Source organism: Anaerolineales bacterium (assembly GCA_003105035.1).
Taxonomy (GTDB): Bacteria; Chloroflexota; Anaerolineae; order Anaerolineales; family UBA4823; genus FEB-25.
This window is the reverse complement of the sequence record PQAL01000024.1, coordinates 62751-85176: the sequence shown is the minus strand read 5'-3', so window position 1 is coordinate 85176 and position 22426 is coordinate 62751. Positions and strand designations below refer to the sequence as shown.

Below are 22426 nucleotides of genomic sequence, written 5' to 3'. Positions count from 1 at the left end.
ATTAACGCTTAAGCCTGGTTGATCATTCGCAGGAGTGAAGATCTCTTGAATTTTATCATTTGAGTGACATTCTTCCAGGATGAAATTAAAAAACTCCTGCGGGATACCTCCAGGGCAATCCGGCTTGCCTCAAGTTTTCGCAGGAGTTTTTGTTGGTTTCGTAAACCGGATTTATGCCGGCTTGAAAAAGCGAATGTCCTCGATTGAGCCGGTTCGTTTCGACTTTGGTTTGAACACTGCTTCGACCATCAATCCGATCTCAACTTGTTCTGGATCGATCCCGACCAGGCGGTGGATCAGCCCTCCATCTCCCAGGCGGATGAACGCGATGATCTCTGGCTTATCCAGTGGTGTCCCATCCAGGCTAATATTCAACAAGGTAAAGGTTACTACATCTCCAATCGTGCCTACATCCACCCACTCATCTAATTTACCCAGGCAGCGTTCACAATAGATCGTTCCGGGTACATAGGTGATATCGCAGTTTGGGCAGTAGGTACCCAGGATGCTACCCTCTTCCTTTATAGCACGGAAGAACTTCTCGCCAGCCAGGCCGTAGGTATAACGGTTGACCACCGGCAGCTCACCATTCCATGCCGCAGGCGCATTTGGACCTCGGTGTAAGAGAGTCATATTCATCCCTCCTTGATGGGCTTGAAGTACAGGATATCGTTGATCGAGCCAACCCTATCCCGGGGAGGCTTCCAGACGGCCTTGACACGCATGCCGATCTTTACTTCCTGGGGGTCCACTTCACCCAGCATATGCATGATCCCGTGCAATGGTGATGCCCCATCGATTTCGATCACCGCTGGGATCTCCGGGTCCTTGATACGTTTCATGTCCCAGGTGATGTGGCATAGGGAGAAAGTATTCACCGTGCCTGTGTCTTTAAGAGGTATGTACTCATCCATGGGCCGGTAGCACCATTCGCAGATGGTTCGGGGCGGCACCACAATTTTTCGGCAGCTTGGGCAATGGCTCCCCAGGATCACGCCTTGCTTGAGTGACGCCAAATATGTACCAATCCCAACCCCAGTATCCCAGGCGAAGATGCCATTTAGTTTATCAAAGTTGTATAGGATCTTCCCGTCTTCGAAATCCTGTTCACTTAATGAAATTCCTGGAAATTCCTTGATTTTTGCAGTCATGCTTGCCTCCTCATCGACCCATGATGACTACGGTGCCGACTTGCATTAGATCGCCCCAGGCCTGAGCTAGACCGCGCTTTGGCGATCCGGGTACCTGCCTGGCACCCGCCTCACCGCGTAGCTGCCAAAATAGCTCGGCAATCTTCATCAGTCCTGCGGCTGCAATCGGGTTACCCACACCCAATAACCCGCCCGATGGGCAGACCGGCATGTTGCCCGTCCGGGCAGCGATCCCATCGGTGTATAACTGGGCTGCCTGGCCCCGGTCTGCCAGCTGGAGACCTTCCAGATGGTGCAGGGCTTTATAATCGAATGGGTCGTAAGGCTCAACTATATTGATTTCCTTGCGTGGCTCTTTGATTCCAGCCATGTCGTAAGCCATGCGCGCTGCATATTCCACATAGCGCGGGTAGGCCAGGTCACGGTTGGTCCAATACGATGTATCCAGGTGCCAGCCAACCCCTTCGATCCACACCGGCTTATCCGTAATTCGTTTGGCGATGTGCTCTGCAGCCAGGATGACTGCCACCGCTCCATCCGAGACCGGGCTCACATCGAAGCGCTGAACTGGCCAGGCCAGCACCTCCGAGTCGAGGATGTCCTTCAAGGTAATATTTGCATCCCCCAGCAAGGCGCAAGGGTGGTCAGCAGCATTCCGTTTATGCTGAACCGCTACCTGGGCGATATCCGCTTTGGAAATACCGTAGGTGGTCATGTAGCGGTTCATCTCCAGGGCGAAAATCCACAGCAGGTTAGGCTTCAGCGGTCGTTCTGTGGTATGGTCGAAAATCGTCAAGAAAGCAGCCTGCGCGTGTGGATAGTAGGAAGACATCTTCTCTTCCGCAACCACCATCACCACATCAAACAGGCCGGAAGCAACATGGTACCAACCCTGGATGGGCACAAACACACCCGTCCCACCTCCTACGTAGGAACGCATGTAGGGCTTTCCCCATCCCCCAGCAGCGTCAGAGACGTACTCTCCATTGAGGTGAACTCCGTCGAACGCATCTGGGGCTGTGCCGAAGCACACTCCTTCGATATCGTCCATGGTCATCTCACACGACTCGAGCGCCATATGGGTGGCTTCCCAGGTAAGCTCTTTCGGCGTTTCCTGGGCACGCCGCATAAATTTTGTCATACCAGCACCAACAACGGCTACTTTTCTCATTCCCATGTCAGCATCCTTTCTAGTTGGTGAGGATCAAGACTGCGCCGCTGGTGGTCGGCACGCCACGCCACGATTGTGCCAGCCCAACGTTTACGTCTTCAACCTGGTGTGAACCGGCTTCCCCACGCAATTGGAGAACGACTTCAAGAGCGCGTGCCAGGCCGGTAGCCTCCAGAAGATTGCCCATGCCCAGGCTACCTCCCGATACATTAACCGGTAAGCCACTCTCTGGGCTGGTGTACCCTTCGAGGGTCATTGTCCCTGCTTCACCGTCACTGCAGAAACCCAATGCTTCCAGGGCTTGCAGCTCTTTATACGCGTAGATGTCATCCACCTCGGCGATATCAATGGCTTCAAGCGGATTGTTGATGCCAGCCTGGCGGTATGCCATCGCAGCTGCACCTTCGATATACGATGCCCGGCCCCACTCGCGGTATTCCAGGGAGGGCGAGTCGTTGTTCCAACCAGCTCCCAGGATCCAGATCGGTTTTTCCGACAGTGCTTCCGCTTTTTCTTCGGAAGCAAGCACCATCACGATGGCTCCATCGGCGTGCTCTGCTGCTTCATGAATCCCCAGCGGCCATGAAAGCACGGGTCCACCGAGCACATCATTCAGGGTCAGGCTAGCCCCATAGGGTGCCAGGGGGTTCTTCAGGGCGTTGAGCTTGTTCTTGACCACAACTGCTGCGCAAGCTTCCAGAGCAGTATCGGTCTCGAATAGGTAGCGGTTCATCTCAAGGCCGGCAATGAAATGGCTGTTGAGTTTTAAAGGACGATTTAAAATAGGGTCTTGCGCATAGGCAGTAATTTGAGATAGTGTTTTAATGTTGGAAGCCTTGCTGTGCCCTTCTACGGCTACGATATCAAATTGTCCTGTGCGGATCAGCATGTACGCTGTGGCAATGCCATGTAAGCCGTCCCCCGTGATGGTATGCACTGACTTGAGTGCGCCCCCGATTTGATCAGGAGTGTATTCGTCAAAGATACTGGTTCCTTCGTGAAAATCCTCTGCGACGGTGACAAAACTGTCAACATCGCGCCGAGGGTCCACTCCAGCATCATTATAGGCACGCATGGCCGCTTCATAAATCATTTCCTTATACGACTGTTCGGGTGTGGTAGGTCGGTAACCTGTACAGCCTACTCCCACAATGGCTACACGTTCATGCATGGATACCTCCTTGAATTGGTCCGGTATTGATTATTCAGATGTGTTATTGATCAAATGCTTCGCCTGGTTATATGTTTTCCAGTGCCTCCTTTTGCTTGGTTTCACGGTTCCGCTGAGCTAAATGGGCTAAAAAGATGCTGAAGAAATAGAGGACGATCATGGGGGCCATCACCAACCCCATATTGACTGGGTCTACTGTAGGGGTAATCGCTGCTGCCAGCACTGCAATAATGACGATTGCCAACCTCCATTGTGTTACCAGGGTTTTCGCCTTAATAAAACCCAGGCTCGCCAGCAAATAGATCGCCAACGGAAACTCGAAGGTCACCCCGATCCAAAACATGATCGTTGTAACAAAATTATAGTACGAAGATGGTCGAGGCTGGGTGGTTAATCCCATGAAGTTAAACAGGAAGGGTAATGCGGTAGGTAGCATTACAAAAAACGCAAATGACATACCGCCCACGAAAAGGACAATTGCTGCTGGGATGGCGATCAGTCCTTTCACTCTTGATTTGACGGATAAGGCTGGGGCAACGAACAACCACAGCTCAAAAATGATATAGGGTAAAGCCAGTGTGAAGCCGCTCAGCAGGGTGACACGCATGACTGTACCGATATTCTCGGTTACATCGATGGCAACCAGCTCTTCAATGCCACCCTCCATTGGAGCAGCGAGAAAGCCTAAAATTGGTTGGACGAAGATAAATGAGAGCGCGGTTGTGATTACAACCGCCAGAACTGCTCGAAGCAGGTGTTTACGCAATGCATTTAGGTGAGGCAGTAACGCCGCCGGATTCTCAATCGTAGTCGACAGCGTTTCTCCAAGCGGAGCATCATCGGACTCTTCTTCCTTGAAGTAGGCTCGGATTTTCTTTGTGCTAGTGCTTATCCTGGAAGATATCTGATTAATCACCCAGGCGATGAACCGAAATGGTGCGGTGATGAATTTCCATAGAGAACGCAAGAGCTTTCGCATGGCTTAAACTTGGAGATCGGTCGTCTTTGAATCTGTGGTGATTTCTTCAGGAGCAGGCGAAGGCGGTTCCTGCACCATTTCTTCACCGTTCGCCTGTTGTGGCGGAGTTGTCCAAGATGAAAAATCGCTTTGCACCTGTTTGATTTCGGTATTCAATTGCCCACCAATTTTGTTGATCTCACCCATATCCTTGGAAAGGTCTTCCAGGCTGGCTTCGCGCATCAATCGATTGGGCAGGTTCTTAAACTCACGAGAGGCTTTTTGCACCGTGCGCCATTCCTGAGACGTCACGATCTTACGCATGAATCGGCCCAAAGTTCTGCCTGCTTTGGCCATGTCTTTAGGTCCAAGCACAATCAGTGCAATGACCAAGATAAAAAATAACTCGAGAGGTCCAATACCAAATAATTCCATCCCGATTATGCCTGATTTAACTTCTTAAAATGCTGGACAATATCGTTATAGTGCAACGCAAGGCTACCCAGCACACCGTTTACAAAACGTGGTGTGCTTTCTGATCCATAGATTTTCCCCAGCTCAACAGCTTCGTTGATCGCCACTTTAAGAGGTGTTTGGTTGCTCACTGCAATTTCCCACAAGGCAATCCGCATGATATTTCGATCGATAATCGCAACCTGGTCGAGAGGCCATTCAGGTGCATGTTTAGCGATGATTTCATCCAGCTCATGAATGAGGGGTTGGATTCCAAAAACAATATTACGAGCAAATTCACCCAGATTATTTTCGAGGGGTGTATCTACTAATCTTTCTTCTATAACAATACCCGGTGGGTGTCCGGTGACATCAATTTCGTAAAGTGCCTGCAGGGCAATACTTCGTGCCCTGGTACGAGGTTTCATTTGATTATGCCTCAACCTCCACTGGATAGTCGATATCTTCAATATGTATGTTCACACTTCCTACCACCATGCCCACCATTTCAGAGATCGCCCTGGCAACCTCACGTTGAATATTATGGCTGACATCTCGTACATTCACATCACTGTTCAGAATGACGTAAATATCGACATAAACAACATCATCTACAACCTCAATCAACACGCCTTCACGTTTTTGTGTACGCTTGAGCAGCTGGTTGACCGGTATCTGGACGTGGCTCAGGCGACTTACTCCATCTACGTTTAATGTGGCTAATTGAGCAATAGTCAGCAATACATCTGGAGCTATCGTTGTCTTTCCTTGGGAAAGTTCTTCATTTGTCATTGCACTGCTCCTGTCGATCAATTTACATCATCGCCATGCCGCCATCAACTGCCAGGACCTGACCAGTGATGTAGGCTGCTTCTTCAGATGCCAGGAATGTTACCGCTGCTGCTACTTCCTCGGGTGTCCCCATTCGGCCGATCGGTGTTGCGGTCAAGATCATTTTCTTGAGATCTTCAGACAGGTCGTTGGTGAGCGCTGTCGGTATAAAACCCGGGGCCACGGCATTAACCGTGATCTGCCTGGAAGCCACCTCGCGTGCCAAAGCCTTGGTGAATCCGATCACGCCAGCCTTGGAGGCAGAATAGTTGGTTTGACCAACCTGCCCTGCCTGCCCCGAGACTGAGGAGATGTTAACGATCCGACCGTAGCGCTGCTTCATCATGGAGCGGACGACTGCCTTGGAGCAATTGAAGACACCTTTGAGATTAACATTCAAGACGGCATCCCAATCGGCTTCGTCCATGCGCAAAATCAAGGTGTCGCGGGTGATGCCGGCGTTGTTCACCAATATATCAACTTTACCGAATTGCCTGATCGTTGAGTCAACTAGCTCATTGGCTGATTTTCCATCGGTGACGTCCACCTTAGCCGAGATTGCTTTGGTATTGCCAGACTGAGAAATTTCTTCCGCGGCTTGCTCTGCCAGGTCAATCAGCATATCAGCAATGACTAGATTGGCCCCGCGGCTGGCTAGTTTTTCGGCAATTGCCCGTCCAATCCCACGGGCGCCTCCGGTGATAATCGCCACGCGTCCTTCCATGGAACAAAAATCTACCTTTACCATGTCATACTCCTCAAAATATTGGAGAAATCCAAGCCATGTTATTATACACTAAGAGGAAAACGGGAATGCCAGGGAGGATTCTAACAGCATGGTTAATAATTATTGATTTCTGGCAAAGTCTACAGGGTTACCCAGGGTGGTTGCTGCTAAGCTTCGGTCAATTCTCTTTACCAGGCCACTAAGTACCGAGCCACTTCCTATCTCATAGCACTCACAGACGCCTTCTGAGGCAAGATATTGAACCGATTCAGTCCAGCGCACGCGGTGGGTGAGCTGGTTTTGCAGGTCAGCCTTGATCTCTTCTGCATTGAGCATTGGCAGCGCGGTTACATTACTGATGATCGGAATGAGGGGGTTCTTGATAAGTGTTGCAGCAATGGCCTGGTTGAAATCCTGCTGGGAAGTAGACATGTACGGCGAATGTGCGGCGATACTCACCGCCAGACGGATCACCCGCCTGGCGCCGGCATTCTCGAGCAGCGGTTGCAAACGATCCAGCGCATCATTTGAACCGGAGATGACCACCTGCCCGGGAGAGTTATCATTGGCGACCTGTACAATTTCCGTTTCTGTGCTTGCTGAAGCACACAGCTCATCCAGTGTGGGGATATCCAGTCCTAATACTGCCGCCATGCCTCCTGGGCTCATATCGCCGGCACGTTTCATCAATTCACCGCGAATTCGGACCAATCGTAAACCATCATTAAAGGAGATCGCACCCGCAGCAACCAAAGCACTTAATTCCCCCATCGAGTGGCCAGCCACATAGGATGGGATAAGCTCAAGATTTAAGGATTGGATCACGCGCAAAACTGCGATCGAATGGGTGAACAAAGCTGGCTGTGTGTTGATCGTATCATTCAAACACTCTTCCGGCCCTTCCCAGGCGATCTGCGATAACGGAAAGCCCAGGATTTCATCTGCTTCCTTAAATGTCTCACCTGCAGCCGAGTATTCCTGGGCGAGACTACGACCCATCCCGACAGCCTGCGAGCCCTGTCCGGGGAATAGGAAAGCGATCTTGGATGTATTCATTAGATGGTTATAAAAACATTCGAGCCGTGAGTTTCACGGCCCGTTTCGAAGTTATTTCTTCTCTTCTTTAATTTCAATGACTTCACGGCCTTTGAAATGACCGCAGTTCGGGCAAACCCGATGAGGCAAACGCATCTCTCCGCAGTTGCTGCAAACCACCAGGTTGGTATTTGCCAATGCATCATGGGCTCGCCGGCGATCACGTCTACCAGAAGAGTGCTTCCTTTTTGGTTGGGGCGTCATGAGGTTACTCCTATCTATTTCTATTGGCAAAACCTGCTTTGGTAATGCCTGGCTGATGAATTCACAAGAACACCTGCCCAAATGGGCAGGCAGGGCATGATTATATATTCGTGCGCTTCACCTGTCAAGGTTTAACCTTCAGAATCCGCACGCCATCCTGATTATAGACTAGGTCAAAAAATCCGCTGGATGAAAGTTTTTGGGGTGGGATAACCCCTCCCCTAGCACCAATAAATATGTAATGATATTGCTTGGTAAGCAGGTAATCCCTTAAGGCTGGTGGATCACTGCTGAGCGTGATGATATTCTGGCACTGTTGACTGACTTCCGTAAAATCTGCGCTGAGCCCATAAAGCACCGGTGGGGGTAAGGTCAGCTGGCCTGCAAGTGGTTCCAGCCAGTAACCTCCATCATTCCCGGCATACAGGCCATAACCCCAGGCAAATGGGTTGAGCACGATCGTCTCATATTCCGGGATATTCAGCTTGACCCATTGGATGGCAGATAGGTCGGCCTGGCGGGAAAGAAGAGTGGCAGGGTTGAGGATCGCCACCAGCTGTTTTGCTCCGAGATACCCCACACAAACGAAGATAATCAGGGTGATGACCTGAGTGGGGATTGCTAATCGCTGGGATGTGACCTTCTTCCAGCTGCCAATCACCTGGCTTGCAAAATATCCACCCAGGACAGCGATGGGGATAAACAGGCTGATTTCCACCGAAAGATTGGTGATCAGGCTCCCACCGGGTAAACGCAAACTATCAAGGTTGGCGAGCAGGAACATCAAAAGCACCCAGGCAGCCAACAGGTACCCCACAGCCTGTTTTTTAATGATGCTCCATATCAGGCCCAAACCTGCGAGTACCATCGCCTGCTTGCCGAGTGCTGAAGTCAAGTAGGCCCAGGGAAAATCCTGCAAAGGCGAAGCAGAGGTTGTCACAGGAGCACTCAGAACAGGCAACAGCGTGTTCTTCACGGTTGGGATGATCCATGGAAGGACAAGTAGGATGCTCAGACCCAGCATGGTGAGGATAAACAATAAAATATGTGTGAGCTTCTTCCCAAACCTCAAGTTTCGAAACACCAACCTGATAAGGATAAAGGCAATCACCAGGCAGGCGAGGAATACGATTACCCGGTAATGAATCATAAACAGCCCTGCCGAAGCCAGTGCTCCAAGGAAGAGATACCACCCTGGATTCCGGTCTGACTTATCTTCCATCCAGGCCTGGATCAATGCCATCACCACCGGGAAAATCACCAGCCCAGTCAACTCGGTGTATCTTCCCCAGCTCGTATAGTAAGCTGGCATCGGGGTCAGGAACCCGCTGATAAATGCCGCCACGATACCTGCAGTGCTGTTGCGGGTTAGCGTCTTGGTCAGCAAGAACACGGAGAAAATACACAACGCATTGATCGCCTGGCCTAACACCAGCAGGGAGCTTGCCAGATCAAATTGGCTTAGCCAGGTGAAGAACGCCGCAATGCTGTGAAAACCAGGATGGTAATCCGTTGCAGGTATATTCAAATACGGGAGGTATGTTGCGGGAAAGCCTCCATTGTTCATGATCAGGCGTGTGATCAGAGCATGGTGGACTGAATCGACCCAGGCAGGTGTGGCCAGATCGCGCACCATGATCAGCCGGATCATCAGGGTCATGACAAAGATCAGCAAGAGTGCAAATGTATTACTAAATAACTGATGAGCGAAGCTCTTGGGGTTAATCGTTTCGGTATCTTTGTCATGTTCAAATGAATGTGCTGAGGTTCTATGGGTTTGAAGATAGCTGAACAAGAGTCTGTAAATGAAAAGGGCAATCAAGACCCCAAAGGTGATCCAGATAACTGTCTGTGACCAAAGGAGATTGAGGGTCGTGGTCCATAAAACCAGCACAGGGATTATCGCCAGGCTCAGCCCACATGAAATGGCCACTTGTTCACCGAAATCGAAGCGGTTACGCAATCCGGAGATATCCAATAGCAACCAGCCAGGTAACCATAAAAGGATGATTAAGGGCAGGACGATCCAGGCATTGGATAAGAATCTCTGGAGGTCTTGAAAAAGTGCTGCTGGTCCGTAGTTATAGCTCAGACGGAAGGCAATATCTGCATTAAATGGGGTGCCATTAATATATGCCTGACCTTGCGTATAGGCATCTTCATTACGACCATTCACCAGGAGGCTGTCTGGCTCCGTGGATATAAGCAGATAGAATTCTTGATAAGCGGGTGTTTTCAGGTCAGAGATGGGGATCGTTAACGCAACATTACTGCCGGAAGCTGGTGCTTGAATCGAGGTGACAAATATTGGATTGGGTTTATCCGGAGAAGTGTATAAGCTGGCTCGTATTTTCCTTGTTGCGGGGTTCGTTATTGCTGTTCCCTGACTGGGAGGGATGCTGACCCACAGGGTAATTGCATTTACATCTGGCCTGCGTGATTTGAAACTTTGACCGATATCATTTTCGCTATCAATCGTGCCAACGACGTCAGCGTTGTAGACCTGGGAGGCCTCAGGGTCGGTCAATGTCACGCAACCTGATAGGCTGAAGGCGAGGTAGATAACTAGGAGTACGAAGAGGAGATATTTTATTCTAAAGTATATTAAAGATTTATTTCCAGCTCTATATGATGGATTATTTGCTGCCATTGTCTAGGTTCGAGCGTAGATAGGCTTCAATAAAACCATCGATATCACCATTCAACACCCCTTGCGCATTGCCAACTTCAAACTCCGTCCGGTGATCTTTGACCATCTGGTAGGGGTGCAGTACATATGAACGAATCTGGCTGCCCCATTCGGCTTTGGTATACTCACCCCGCAGCTCCGATAACGCGGCCACATGTTCTTCTTCCTTTATTTCTAGCAACCTGGAACGTAAAACCCGCAGCGCATTCTCGCGGTTTTGTGTCTGTGAACGCTCGTTTTGGCAGGTGACGACGATGCCGGTCGGGATATGCGTGATGCGTACTGCAGTAGCATTCTTCTGGACGTTCTGCCCCCCAGCACCCGAGGAGCGGTAAACATCGATACGCAGGTCGTCTGGAGAGATATCAACGTCAGTATCGTCGTCCACTTCTGGTAGCACCTCAACCAGGGCAAACGAAGTGTGACGGCGATGAGCCGCATCGAATTGAGAGAGCCTTACCAGACGGTGGACACCTTTCTCCGGTCGCAAGTATCCATAAGCATAAGGACCTTCAATTGCGATGGTCACACTTTTTATTCCGGCTTCTTCACCTTCACTTATATCCAGGATCTCTGATCGAAACCCCCTGGTTTCTGCCCAGCGCAAGTACATTCTTTCGAGCATTTCAGCCCAATCCTGCGCATCCACGCCGCCTGCGCCTGAATGGATGGCAAGCAGTGCGTTATTGCGGTCGTACTTGCCCGACAGGAGCACATCGAATTCGCGATGCTCAAGGTCTTTTTCGATATCTTCAAGGTCTTTGGTGATATCTGGGCGGAGCGTTTCGTCATTCAGCTGCGCCAGCTCCAGCAGGTAGTCGATGCGCCCTTTTACTTGGTTCCAATCATCAACCTCCTGCCGCAAGGCAGATATCTTCTTCATCACCTTTTGGGCAGCTTCTGGGTCCTGCCAGAATTCATTTTGTTCAGCCTGTTTTTGAAGTATTGCGAGCTCTTCTTGCTTGTGGGCTAAGTCAAAGGCGCACCAGTAGGCTCTGTATTCTTGATTGGGCAGAATTTAGACGTTCTACAAGGTCATCCATAACGATGAGCTCCCCGTTATCCTAAAAAATTATTCTTGAAGCAATCCGTCGATATACATGTCCGGGTCGAAAGGCTGTAAGTCATCTGGCTGTTCGCCCAGGCCGGCAAACAGGATTGGCAAGCCTAGATCCTTCTGGATTGATAAAGCCATCCCGCCACGGGCAGACGAATCGAGCTTTGCCAGGATCACACCTGTGATCTTCACTGCGTCTTTGAATGCCCGTGCCTGTTGCATGGCATTTTGACCAGTCGTAGCGTCCATTACCAACCAAACGGCATGCGGCGCACCGGGCATGGCTTTGCCAACCACGCGATGAACTTTTTTAAGTTCTTCCATGAGGTTGTAGCGTGTATGAAGGCGGCCTGCCGTGTCGATGATGGCGATGTCAGAATTCCGTGAGATGGCTGCCTGCACGGTATCAAAAGCCACGGCGCCTGCGTCTCCGCCCAGCTGCCCGCTGATGATGGGTAATTTTATGCGATCGGCCCATATCTCCAGCTGATCCACCCCTGCTGCTCGAAAAGTATCTGCAGCACCAAGGATGACTTGCTTGCCCTCATTGAAGAACCTTTTACCCAGCTTGGCAATGGTTGTTGTTTTCCCAGAGCCATTTACGCCCACGATCAGGATTATGGCAGGTTTTTCAGAAAACTCAATTTGGGGAGGGTTCTCTAGGTGGGCACGCAGCTCCTGGCGCAGGATGATATTAAGCTCGCTTTCTTTTATAATACCTTCCCGCTCAACCCGGTCTTCCAGCTTATCAATGATATTAATGGTCGTATCCACACCAATATCGGCATGGATGAGCAAGGCTTCCAGTTTTTCCCAGGTATCGTCATTGATCTCAGTCGCACCAAAAAGCGTGGCTAGCTGACCGAAGGTCGCTTTGCTTGTGCGTGATAAGCCGGATTTCCATTTCGACAGAATGTTGTTCATCGGTCGGGTATTATAACATGCAGGGTAACAGGGTTTATAATTGCGCATTGGTTCTATCTGGAGGACAGGATGGGTGAGTATTTTTCAATCCGCTGGGTGGACGGCATGGTACGCATGCTGGACCAGCGTTTATTACCCGATGAAGTGGTTTACCATGATTACATTCACTGCAGCGATATCGCTACAGCGATCAGGGATATGGTTATCCGTGGTGCCCCCGCTATTGGTGTTGCTGCCGCCTTCGGCCTCGCTTTGACTGCCCTCTCCAGCTCAGCAAAAACTACTTCAGATCTGATCAAGCAGCTAGATACCAGCTCAGTCGAATTGAAAGGCTCACGGCCGACCGCAGTGAACCTCTCTTGGGCGATCGATCGGATTAATAAGGTCATCGAGTTAAATGCTGGGATGGGTCTCGTCCAATTGAAAGATAGGATTCTGGTTGAAGCTCAGAATATATATGCTGAAGATGTTCAAATGGATTATAAAATCGCTCAAAACGGCCAGAAATTCATCCCTAATCAGGCCAATTTGATCCACCACTGTAATACCGGTGGATTGGCCACTGCTGGGATCGGGACCGCACTGGGAGTGATCAGGTTGGCTCATGAGAAGGGCAAGAATGTACATGTTTTTATCGATGAGACTCGCCCGCGCCTGCAGGGAGCGCGCCTGACTGCCTGGGAACTGAAGCAATTGGGTATCCCACACACCTTGATCGTCGACGGTGCATCCGGTTACATAATGAAGAACCACAAGATCGATGCATGTCTGGTGGGATGTGACCGCATCGCGGCAAATGGGGATATTGCCAATAAAATCGGCACTTATAACCTTGCCCTGGTAGCAGCAGCTCATGGTGTGCCGTTCTATTCAGCTGGGCCAACCACCAGCCTCGATTTGTCGATCACGAGCGGAGACCAAATTCCCATCGAAGAACGACCTGAAGAAGAAGTAACACATATACAGGCTCATCCCATTACTCCACCCGAGGTTACGGTTGCGAATCCAGCCTTTGATGTTACCCCGGCAAGATACATCACAGCAATCATCACTGACCGGGGAGTGGCATACCCACCTTATACAGAATCTTTGGCCGGGTTGAAGAAATTGTGAGGTCTAAAGCTATGAAACAGGAATTAACCCATTTGGATGAAACTGGACGTGCCAGGATGGTTGATGTCAGTAATAAAGACGTAACGGAGCGGGTAGCGATCGCTGGCGGTGAAGTAGTCATGCAGCCCAAAACGCTTGAGCTGATCCGTGCCGGCTTAATCAAAAAGGGGGATGTCCTGAACACTGCCCAGGTGGCAGGTATTATGGCTGCCAAGCGGACCGCAGAGTTGATCCCCATGTGTCATCCGCTACCGCTGCACGATATTCAGGTTGAATTAACCCCTGACGATAACTTGTCAGGGATTCGGATTTGCGCTACCGTTAAAACGATCGCAAAAACCGGTGTTGAAATGGAAGCCCTGACGGCTGTGGCTGTGGCTGGCTTAACCATCTATGATATGGCCAAGGCTGTAGAAAAGACCATGCGCATCCAGAATATCCGCCTGATAAAAAAGACCGGCGGTCAGAGTGGGGATGTCATCAATGAGTAATCAAGCCCGCGTGCTATTCTTTGCCACCCTGCGCGACAAGGCAGGCGTGTCCAAAGCGACCCTGGAATACCCACCCGGAGCCCATATCTCTGATATTAAGCAACTTGTCCTGCAACAATACCCAGGGTTGAAACAAAGCATGGAAACGGTGATCGTCGCCTTGAACCACGAGTTTGCCTTCGATGAGGATGAGGTTCCTGACCAGGCCGAGATCGCCATGTTTCCACCTGTAAGCGGTGGCGTTGTTCCAGATAACAACCCACCGACAATTATTTCGATCGTGGAGCACGAAATCGACATCAACCAGATTAACGCTGCTCTGACTTCTGCCACCACCGGGGCTGTGTGCATTTTTTCGGGTACTGTCAGGGGAAAAACGAGCCGGGGTGTGGGCAAGCAAACGGAACATCTTGAGTATGAAGCATATGAGGCGATGGCGAAACAAAAAATGCACCAGATCTGCACGGAGATTCGTTCAAGATGGAAGGAAGTAGAAGGTATCGCCATGGTACAGAGGGTGGGTCACCTGCTACCAGGAACGGTGAGTGTCATTGTTGCTTGTTCAGCTTCCCATCGAGATTCAGGCGTCTTCGAAGCTACCCGTTATGGCATCGACCGCCTGAAGGAGATTGTGCCGATCTGGAAAAAAGAGGTCAGTACCGACGGTGAAGAATGGGTCGAAGGTGAGTATATCCCCCAGCGAGGGGAGTAATTCGCATTTACAGGCTATTCGCTAGTTAATTTCGTATATCTCGCATATACATCTATGAAAAGATAGTCGTTGGTTTCCAAATATCGGAATGAGATTTCGCTTATAATATCACCATTGAACCTTTGAACTAATAATTTGAACTAATGGATCGCCAGATACTCGGCAGTCGCAGAGCGTCTGGCGCTCCCTGAGTTCGCAGGAGTAGAAAGTATGGAATATCTCCCAGGGAGCAGTCAACCCGAAGAATCTCCACTGGATTTTTCTCAACGTATTGGCATCAAATTTAATAACATTGGATTGTTGTCTCGCGCCCTCACCCACCGATCTTATTACAATGAGCACAAGGATGCCATCGAGGACAACGAGCGCCTCGAGTTTCTTGGTGATGCCGTTTTGGATTTCCTGGTGGCTGCCTGGCTCTACCATCGCTTCCCAGAAATGGCTGAAGGCCAGCTGACCAGGCTCCGGGCAGCCCTGGTTGGTAATGAACAACTGGCGCAATTTGCTGGAGACATAAATCTGGGAGCAGCCATGCGGTTAGGTCATGGCGAAGCTGAAAATGGCGGGCGCGATCGTATCCCACTGCTTGGTTCGACATTCGAAGCATTGGTTGGAGCGCTTTATCTCGACCATGATATGGATGATGTCTGGAAATTCATGGATCCAATCATCGAACCAGCGGTGAAACGGATCATGATCGATCAAGTCGAACACCATCCGAAGAGCATATTACAAGAATGGTCACAATCGAAAGGCTTTGGAACCCCGGTTTATAAAACCGTGGGCGATTCAGGCCCAGATCATGACAAATATTTCGAGGTTGAAGTCCTTATTGACGGAATCGAGTACGGTCACGGCTCGGGGCATAGTAAACAAGCTGCAGCCAAGATTGCTGCCAAAAATGCGCTCGAAAAATTAGGGATCAGATAAAACATGCCTGCCAGATTAAAATCATTTGAGCTGCACGGATATAAGACCTTTGCCTCTAGAAGCGAATTCCTCTTCTCTGATGGGATCACCGCCATCGTGGGACCCAACGGATCTGGAAAATCCAATATTGCCGATGCACTAAGGTGGGTGTTGGGGGAACAGTCATTTGGTCTGCTCAGGGCGAAAAAAACCGAGGATATGATCTTTTCGGGTTCGGAAAATCGTCCAAGAGCCGGTATGGCTTCAGCGACGGTCGTATTTGATAACAGCGATGGCTGGTTGCCCATCGATTTCACCGAAGTGGGGATCACCCGCCGGGCATATCGCGATGGAGAGAATGAATACCTATTAAATGGGCAACGTGTCAGGCTAAAAGACGTTTCGGAAGTATTGGCTAAGTCAGGATTGGCAGAGCGTACCTATACGATCATCGGCCAGGGGTTGGTCGATGCCGCTTTAGCATTGAAAGCCGAAGAGAGACGGCGATTATTTGAGGAAGCTGCTGGAATTGGTTTACACCGCTCACGCAGGGAGGAATCGCTCAAGCGCCTTGAGAATACCAAACGAAATTTGGAACGCGTCCAAGATATTTTGGCAGAGCTCCAGCCTCGTTTACGCAGCCTGGAGAGGCAAGCAAAACGAGCCCAAGAGTACAACCAGATGAAGGCAGATCTAAAGGTGGTTCTGCATGAATGGTATGGATACCATTGGCATAAATCCCAGGCTGAATTGGTTGCAGCTCAGATCGACGCCAAACAGAAGGAAGCAGTCTTACTCAAGGTGCAAGAGTCGCAGCTTGACCTGGATAAAAAGCTGCACTCCTTTCGTACACAAATTAACGAGGTGCGTGGTCATTTAAATGCTTCACATCAGAAGCTGACCATTCTACATCAGAAAAGTGAAGTCTTAAGCCGTGAGCAAGCAGTGAGTATTGAGCGATCACGCCTGCTCATTGAGCAGCGCGAGCAGCTGTCCGTCGATAAGCTCAAGATCGAGGAAGAACTCGCCAGGCAGAAAGATCAGCTCGAAATAGCCAATCTGGACTTGAAGCAATTGGAACAGGAGCTTGGTGAAGCCCGCCAATCTGCCATCGAGTCTGCTGAGGCACTTTCGGCGCGGCAGGTTGACCGCTTAAAATTGGAAAGACAAATAGAAGAATTGGATGGTGCGATCCAACGCCTCACAGCTAAGTCAACACAGCTTGAAGCCCGTATTATCGAGAAAGAAAATCATATCGCTCAGCTCCAAACCTCAATATTAAAGCTCGACCGAGATGTGTCCACTGCCCAGGATGAGCTAAACGCCGCTCAGGGACGCTATGCAATATTTGTCCGAACCAAAGACGAGAAGGTGAAAGCAAGTCGAGCAATCCAGGCTGAGCTTTCCGCCGTCCAGGAACGGATTAGTGTTTTGGAACTGGGTCGTAAAGATATCTCTGAAAAGATATCCAGCCAGAAGGCATCGGTTGCCAAGGTCCAAGCAGAGATCAGCGTCTTGGAAGAGGCGGATAAAAACCTGACCGGCTATGAAGAAGGTGCACGGATTCTGTTGCAGGCTGTGAAAGAAAAGCGGCTGGATGGGGCTGTAGGTTCTTTGGGAAATATCCTGACCGTCCCAGAAGAATATGAATCCGCCATTGCTGCAGTGCTTGGTGAATATGTTGATTCCCTGGTGATTGAAACACTCAGCCAAAGTGATCGAGCACTGGACCTGATCGAAAGTGATACAGTAAGAGGCTCACTTTTTCCGCTGGATGCTATCGCGCAATCTAAACCGATCTCGCTGGATTTAGAGAAAGCCCCCGTTGATCCAAGCCAGATCATCGGTGTCGCCGCCAAATTAATCAAAGCCGATCCTAGTTTAATGCCGGTTATCGACCTATTATTGGGTCAGGTGATTGTTGTCAAGGATCGGAAAACCGCGCGGGACATCCTTTCATCAGGTAACTGGAGGAAGGTTCCAAATTTCCGCCTGGTTACATTGAATGGTGAAGTCTACCTTTCGAGTGGGCCGATTATCAAAGGGGCATCCCGAAAAGCTCTTCTCGTCAGGCCTCGCCAACGCCGGGAGAGTAAATCGGTCCTGGAAAAAGCGGTTAATCTGGTCAACGGTTATGAAGCAAAACAGGCTGTAATCGAACAGAAACTGAATACTGCACTGCAAGAGGAAAAAGCGACCAAGGAACGTCACAAAATTGCCAGCGAAAGTGAAAAAAACACTAATCAAGAAACTCACCAGCTTGAAATGCTGGTTGAGAAGCTCCAGCGTACCCTGCAATGGCACCAGGATCAAAAAGCCCAGCTTCAACAAGATATACAAAATGAGACTGATGAAAAAGCCAACCTGAAAGCAGAAGCAGGTATTCTACAGGTTGAAGCAAGGACAATCAAGCGTGATAGAGATCAGCAAGCGGGCGCGCTGAATGAGCTGCCCTTGGAAGAACTACAGGCTCAAAATGCCTATTGGAATACCAATACAGCGGTCATCGAGCAGGCCCTGGTAGATGCCCGTAACCGTCAGCTCGACAAGACCAGGCGCATGGGACAATTGAAAGCCGATATTGACAGTCTGACTGATAGGGAATTTCAACTGGATGCAGAGATCAAATCGTTGGATGAAAAAATCAACCTGTCATCAGAAGATGAAGGTGAAATTAGTCAGAAGATCGATGAATTAACCAAGAAGGTTGATCCATTGGAGAAAGAGCTCGACCACCTGGAGCTTGAGCACAACAGCCTGTTGTCCAGCGATAGTGAGGCCCGCCAAGTTTTACGTGGTGCTGAAACGCAATATACGCAAGCAAAGATCAGCCTGGCTCATCACCAGGAGTCGTTCGAAACCTTGCGTGGACATATTGAAGATGATTTTGGCCTGGTAGCATTTGAGTATACCGACACTGTTTCCGGGCCTAAACCCCTTCCGCTGGATGGGATGGTCGAAAGATTGCCTAAAGTTGAACAGTTATCTCCTGAGCTGGAGGAAAGCATCCGGCAGCAGAAAGCCCAGATCCGCAGGATGGGAGCCATCAATCCTGAAGCAGAGAGCGAATTCAAGGAAGTTAAGGAACGGTACGAGTTCCTCACCTCCCAGGTTGATGATCTTACCAGAGCGGAAGCAGATATCCGCGAGGTTATTGCTGAGCTGGACCTGCTGATGGAAAGGGAATTCCTGCGTACATTTGATGCCGTCGCCCAGGAGTTTAAAGAGATCTTCACCAGGCTATTTGGGGGTGGCTCTGCTCGCCTGGCATTAACTGACCCTGGTAACATGACCGAAACAGGGATCGATATTGAAGCGCGTCTGCCCGGCAGGCGCGAACAGGGGTTATCACTGCTGTCAGGGGGTGAGAGAAGCTTGACCGCCACAGCTTTAATATTTGCATTGCTCAGAGTATCACCAACGCCTTTCTGTATCCTTGACGAAGTGGATGCAATGCTAGATGAAGCGAATGTAGGCAGATTTCGTGATTTGCTTACAGAACTAAGTGAAAAAACTCAATTTATTATCATCACCCATAATCGCAATACCGTACAGGCAGCCAGCATTATTTATGGCGTTACCATGGGGCGTGATTCTGCCAGCCAGGTGATCAGCCTGCACATGGACGAACTGGGGGAAGAGTTCGGGGTGTAGTTCTAAATCCCATACATCAGTCAAGTAAATACTCTTGACAAAGTTGATATTATTAGTATAATATAAATACCCCACCCCTAAGGGGGGGGTAGGCAGGCGTAAATGGATGACGACGTGGTAAAAAGATTAAAAAACATAGAAGGCCATGTGCGTGGCATCGAACAAATGGTCGAAAACGACACCTATTGCATCGACGTGATCAAGCAGATTCATGCCGTTCAGGCAGCGTTGGATAAGGTGAGCGGAATCATCCTGGAGGGACACTTACATTCGTGCCTCATAACTGCAGTGAGAGGGGAAAACCCCGATGAAAGAGAGCGGGTATTAGCAGAAATTGCGGATGTTTTTGAAATGAAAAAATTTACTTAAATCACAAGGAGAAAACATATGACGTCTAAAGTTACCTACTCAATCCCAAATATTCACTGTGGGCATTGTGTGCACACCATCCAGTCAGAGTTAATTGAGTTACCGGGTGTCAAGTCTGTCAAGGCAGACCTTAATCTACGGAATGCCACCATCGAATTTGAGCCACCTGCCAGTGAACAAAAGATAAAAGAGTTATTGACTTCGATTGATTATCCCTCTGTGGGTTAATTCGCTGAAATTCATCATGAATTACGCAATATGCCCAGGTTGGGATAGATGGAGCATATTGCGTAATTTTCGTTTGTGGAGACCATATGACCGATACTAAACAGGTGATTCTCCCAATAACAGGGATGACATGCGCAAATTGCGTAGCGACTGTGGAGAGAAACCTTAAGAAGGAAAAAGGTGTGACAGTCGCGAATGTCAATTTATCGTCTGAGAGGGCGACCGTCGAATTTGATCCCTCACTCTCACCTCTCGAGAGCTTGATCCAGCGCGTGAATAAAGCGGGCTACGGCGTTGCCACAGGTGAAGCTGATCTGCTGATACGACGCATGAGCGACGACAATGATGCACGCCGGATCGAGAAAGCGGTCACCAAAATTGAGGGTGTCCTTGAGGCTAATGTCAGCATCACTACCGAGCACGCCAGAATAACGTACATTCCCACGATCGTCAGCCAAAATGAACTACGCAGGGTGATCAAATCCACCGGATTCGAAGTCGTTGAGACAGGTGCTGAAGCTGAAGATGCAGAGCAGATCGCACGCCAGCATGAAATTGACCAGCAACGGCGTTTGCTGATCACCGGCCTAATTTTCACCGTCCCACTTTTCATCCTTTCCATGGTACGGGATATCTTGATGCCTGCCTGGTCTGATGCAGCTTGGGTGAATTGGGTCATGTTCCTGCTTGCCACACCGGTTCAGTTTTACGTTGGGTGGCAGTATTACGTGGGTGCATATAAATCATTACGGAATCGTTCTGCCAATATGGATGTCCTGATCGCCATGGGATCATCTGTCGCATATTTCTATTCGATATTTGTGACCATAGGCTTCCTGCCAGGCCATGTTTATTTTGAAACCTCTGCTGTCATCATCACCTTGATTAAGCTTGGCAAGTACCTGGAGGCTAAAGCTAAAGGGCGAACGAGTGAAGCTATAAAAAAGCTAATGGAGCTACGGGCGAAGACAGCTCATGTCATCCGTGATGGTGAAGAGCTGGAAGTGCCCGTAGATGAGGTAAAAATTGGTGATATTGTTCAGGTCAAACCTGGCGAGAAGGTTCCGGTCGATGGGGTGGTCATCGAAGGCCATTCCTCGGTCGATGAATCCATGCTGACAGGCGAATCATTACCTGTAGAGAAGAAATCTGGAGATCAGGTAATTGGGGCGACATTAAACAAACTTGGTATTCTAAAATTTGAAGCTACCAGGGTGGGTAAGGAAACTGCCCTAGCTCAGATCATCCGCCTTGTTGAAGAAGCCCAGGGGAGTAAAGCACCCATCCAGAAACTTGCAGATCGAGTTTCTGAAATATTCGTCCCGGCAGTGATCGGTATTGCCGCAATCACTTTTTTGGTGTGGTATTTCATTATCCCCCTGCCTGCTAACTCAGACGTAGACCTGTTCACGCGTGCCCTGATTAATATGGTAGCAGTATTGGTAATCGCGTGTCCATGTGCTATGGGCCTGGCCACACCCACCGCGGTCATGGTTGGGACTGGCAAGGGTGCAGAGCAAGGCATCCTGCTACGTTCCGGTGAAGCTCTCGAGCAGACTGGAAAAATCGATACCGTTGTGTTTGATAAGACCGGCACAATAACCAAGGGTCAGCCGATAGTCACCGATTTTATTACGTTTGTCGATCATATCAATCAGCAAGTGGAAGAAGATTCTCTCCTCCGCCTGGCTGCTTCGCTGGAAAATGCCAGTGAGCACCCCTTGGGTGAAGCCATTGTCGCAGAAGCTGGACAACGAAACCTCTCTCTTGAGGTACCGGATGGTTTTTCCACTGAGACAGGCATGGGCGTTAAGGGGATGATAGGTGGCAGCCAGGTATTAGTTGGAAACAAAAAATTGTTGGAAACGTCCGGGGTTGACATTGCATCTGGAGTGGAAACGATCGACCGCCTGCAAAATGAAGCCAAAACGGTTGTGCTTGTCGCCATTGATGGAAAATTAAAAGGTGCCTTCGGGATCGCTGATCCGGTCAAGGTCTCATCCAAGGAAGCCATTGGCATGTTAGTGGATATGAAATTAGATGTTGCCATGATTACGGGCGATAACCAGCAGACCGCGCATGGCATTGCCCGTCAGGTAGGCATTCAAACTGTGCTGGCAGAAGTGATGCCAGGAGATAAATCGGCTGAAGTGAAGAAGTTACAAGAGAAGGGAAAAGTTGTCTCCATGGTAGGCGATGGGATTAACGATGCTCCTGCCCTAGCCCAGGCGGATGTGGGGATTGCGATCGGTACCGGCACGGATATTGCCATGGCTGCAGCACCGATTACCTTAATCAGCGGTGATCTCAATGGTGTGGCCAAGGCAATTAATTTGTCGCGTAAAACCCTGCGGACAATCAAGCAAAACCTGTTCTGGGCCTTCTTCTATAACGTGATCTTGATACCTGCTGCTGCGGTTGGCCTATTGAACCCGATGTTGGCTGCCGGGGCAATGGCCTTCAGCAGTGTGTTCGTGGTAACCAATAGTCTCCGATTGAAGAATGTAAAACTCAGTTGA

At 49.7% G+C, this 22426-nt stretch carries 22 protein-coding genes; 8 read left to right on the top strand and 14 right to left on the bottom strand.

Annotated features, from left to right (window positions below):
• Positions 1–171: 171 nt before the first annotated feature.
• From C3F13_10370 to C3F13_10305, 14 genes are all read right to left on the bottom strand, one after another.
• A complete protein-coding gene (locus tag C3F13_10370; protein ID PWB53016.1) occupies positions 172–639 on the bottom strand; it encodes a nucleic acid-binding protein in 468 nt (155 codons plus the stop codon).
• Positions 636–1151: a DNA-binding protein gene (locus C3F13_10365; GenBank protein PWB53015.1), complete on the bottom strand. Its 516-nt coding sequence runs from the start codon at positions 1149–1151 to the stop codon at positions 636–638. The genes C3F13_10370 and C3F13_10365 overlap by 4 nt, the downstream gene beginning before the upstream one ends.
• Before the next feature lie 10 nt (positions 1152–1161).
• Positions 1162–2328, bottom strand: coding sequence for an acetyl-CoA acetyltransferase (locus C3F13_10360; protein ID PWB53014.1), 1167 nt, complete (start codon positions 2326–2328; stop codon positions 1162–1164).
• Positions 2329–2341: 13 nt separating this feature from the next.
• Complete coding sequence (locus C3F13_10355; GenBank protein ID PWB53013.1) at positions 2342–3493, bottom strand: acetyl-CoA acetyltransferase; 1152 nt, start codon at positions 3491–3493, stop codon at positions 2342–2344.
• 67 nt (positions 3494–3560) lie between these two features.
• A complete protein-coding gene (gene tatC, locus C3F13_10350; GenBank protein ID PWB53012.1) occupies positions 3561–4472 on the bottom strand; it encodes a twin-arginine translocase subunit TatC in 912 nt (303 codons plus the stop codon).
• A 3-nt stretch (positions 4473–4475) separates the two neighbouring features.
• The gene (locus C3F13_10345) at positions 4476–4886 is read right to left on the bottom strand and encodes a hypothetical protein (GenBank protein PWB53011.1); all 411 of its coding nucleotides are present in this window, start codon (positions 4884–4886) and stop codon (positions 4476–4478) included.
• 5 nt (positions 4887–4891) lie between these two features.
• Positions 4892–5332, bottom strand: a complete 441-nt coding sequence (gene nusB, locus C3F13_10340; GenBank protein PWB53010.1) for a transcription antitermination factor NusB — start codon at positions 5330–5332, stop codon at positions 4892–4894.
• A gap of 4 nt (positions 5333–5336) precedes the next feature.
• On the bottom strand, positions 5337–5696 hold the full coding sequence (locus C3F13_10335; GenBank protein PWB53009.1) for a hypothetical protein: 360 nt from the start codon (positions 5694–5696) through the stop codon (positions 5337–5339).
• 22 nt (positions 5697–5718) lie between these two features.
• A complete protein-coding gene (locus tag C3F13_10330) occupies positions 5719–6459 on the bottom strand; it encodes a beta-ketoacyl-ACP reductase (protein PWB53101.1) in 741 nt (246 codons plus the stop codon).
• Between the two features lie 123 nt (positions 6460–6582).
• A complete protein-coding gene (gene fabD, locus C3F13_10325) occupies positions 6583–7518 on the bottom strand; it encodes a [acyl-carrier-protein] S-malonyltransferase (protein ID PWB53008.1) in 936 nt (311 codons plus the stop codon).
• A gap of 51 nt (positions 7519–7569) precedes the next feature.
• Positions 7570–7761 (bottom strand): 50S ribosomal protein L32, encoded by a 192-nt coding sequence (locus C3F13_10320; GenBank protein PWB53007.1) that lies wholly within the window; start codon positions 7759–7761, stop codon positions 7570–7572.
• Positions 7762–7885: 124 nt separating this feature from the next.
• Positions 7886–10288 carry a hypothetical protein gene (locus C3F13_10315; protein PWB53006.1) on the bottom strand — a complete coding sequence of 801 codons (2403 nt, stop codon included), beginning with the start codon at positions 10286–10288 and terminating at the stop codon, positions 7886–7888.
• 109 nt (positions 10289–10397) lie between these two features.
• Positions 10398–11493 (bottom strand): peptide chain release factor 2 gene (locus tag C3F13_10310; protein ID PWB53005.1). Its coding sequence is split into 2 segments (ribosomal slippage): positions 10398–11456 and positions 11458–11493, totalling 1095 coding nucleotides; the frame shifts between segments, so codons are not numbered across the junction.
• 29 nt (positions 11494–11522) lie between these two features.
• Positions 11523–12431 carry a signal recognition particle-docking protein FtsY gene (locus tag C3F13_10305; GenBank protein ID PWB53004.1) on the bottom strand — a complete coding sequence of 303 codons (909 nt, stop codon included), beginning with the start codon at positions 12429–12431 and terminating at the stop codon, positions 11523–11525.
• A gap of 69 nt (positions 12432–12500) precedes the next feature.
• Between C3F13_10305 and mtnA the strand changes: the two genes are divergently transcribed.
• From mtnA to C3F13_10265, 8 genes are all read left to right on the top strand, one after another.
• Positions 12501–13544, top strand: coding sequence for an S-methyl-5-thioribose-1-phosphate isomerase (gene mtnA / locus C3F13_10300; protein ID PWB53003.1), 1044 nt, complete (start codon positions 12501–12503; stop codon positions 13542–13544).
• 11 nt (positions 13545–13555) lie between these two features.
• Positions 13556–14035, top strand: a complete 480-nt coding sequence (gene moaC, locus C3F13_10295) for a cyclic pyranopterin monophosphate synthase MoaC (GenBank protein PWB53002.1) — start codon at positions 13556–13558, stop codon at positions 14033–14035.
• On the top strand, positions 14019–14747 hold the full coding sequence (locus C3F13_10290) for a hypothetical protein (protein ID PWB53001.1): 729 nt from the start codon (positions 14019–14021) through the stop codon (positions 14745–14747). The genes moaC and C3F13_10290 overlap by 17 nt, the downstream gene beginning before the upstream one ends.
• A gap of 210 nt (positions 14748–14957) precedes the next feature.
• Entirely contained in the window at positions 14958–15677 is a 720-nt protein-coding gene (rnc, locus tag C3F13_10285) for a ribonuclease III (protein PWB53000.1), read from the top strand.
• A gap of 3 nt (positions 15678–15680) precedes the next feature.
• Positions 15681–19310: a chromosome segregation protein SMC gene (smc, locus tag C3F13_10280; GenBank protein PWB52999.1), complete on the top strand. Its 3630-nt coding sequence runs from the start codon at positions 15681–15683 to the stop codon at positions 19308–19310.
• A gap of 102 nt (positions 19311–19412) precedes the next feature.
• Positions 19413–19679, top strand: coding sequence for a transcriptional regulator (locus C3F13_10275; GenBank protein ID PWB52998.1), 267 nt, complete (start codon positions 19413–19415; stop codon positions 19677–19679).
• An 18-nt stretch (positions 19680–19697) separates the two neighbouring features.
• Complete coding sequence (locus tag C3F13_10270) at positions 19698–19907, top strand: heavy metal transporter (GenBank protein PWB52997.1); 210 nt, start codon at positions 19698–19700, stop codon at positions 19905–19907.
• A gap of 86 nt (positions 19908–19993) precedes the next feature.
• Positions 19994–22426 carry a copper-translocating P-type ATPase gene (locus C3F13_10265; GenBank protein ID PWB52996.1) on the top strand — a complete coding sequence of 811 codons (2433 nt, stop codon included), beginning with the start codon at positions 19994–19996 and terminating at the stop codon, positions 22424–22426.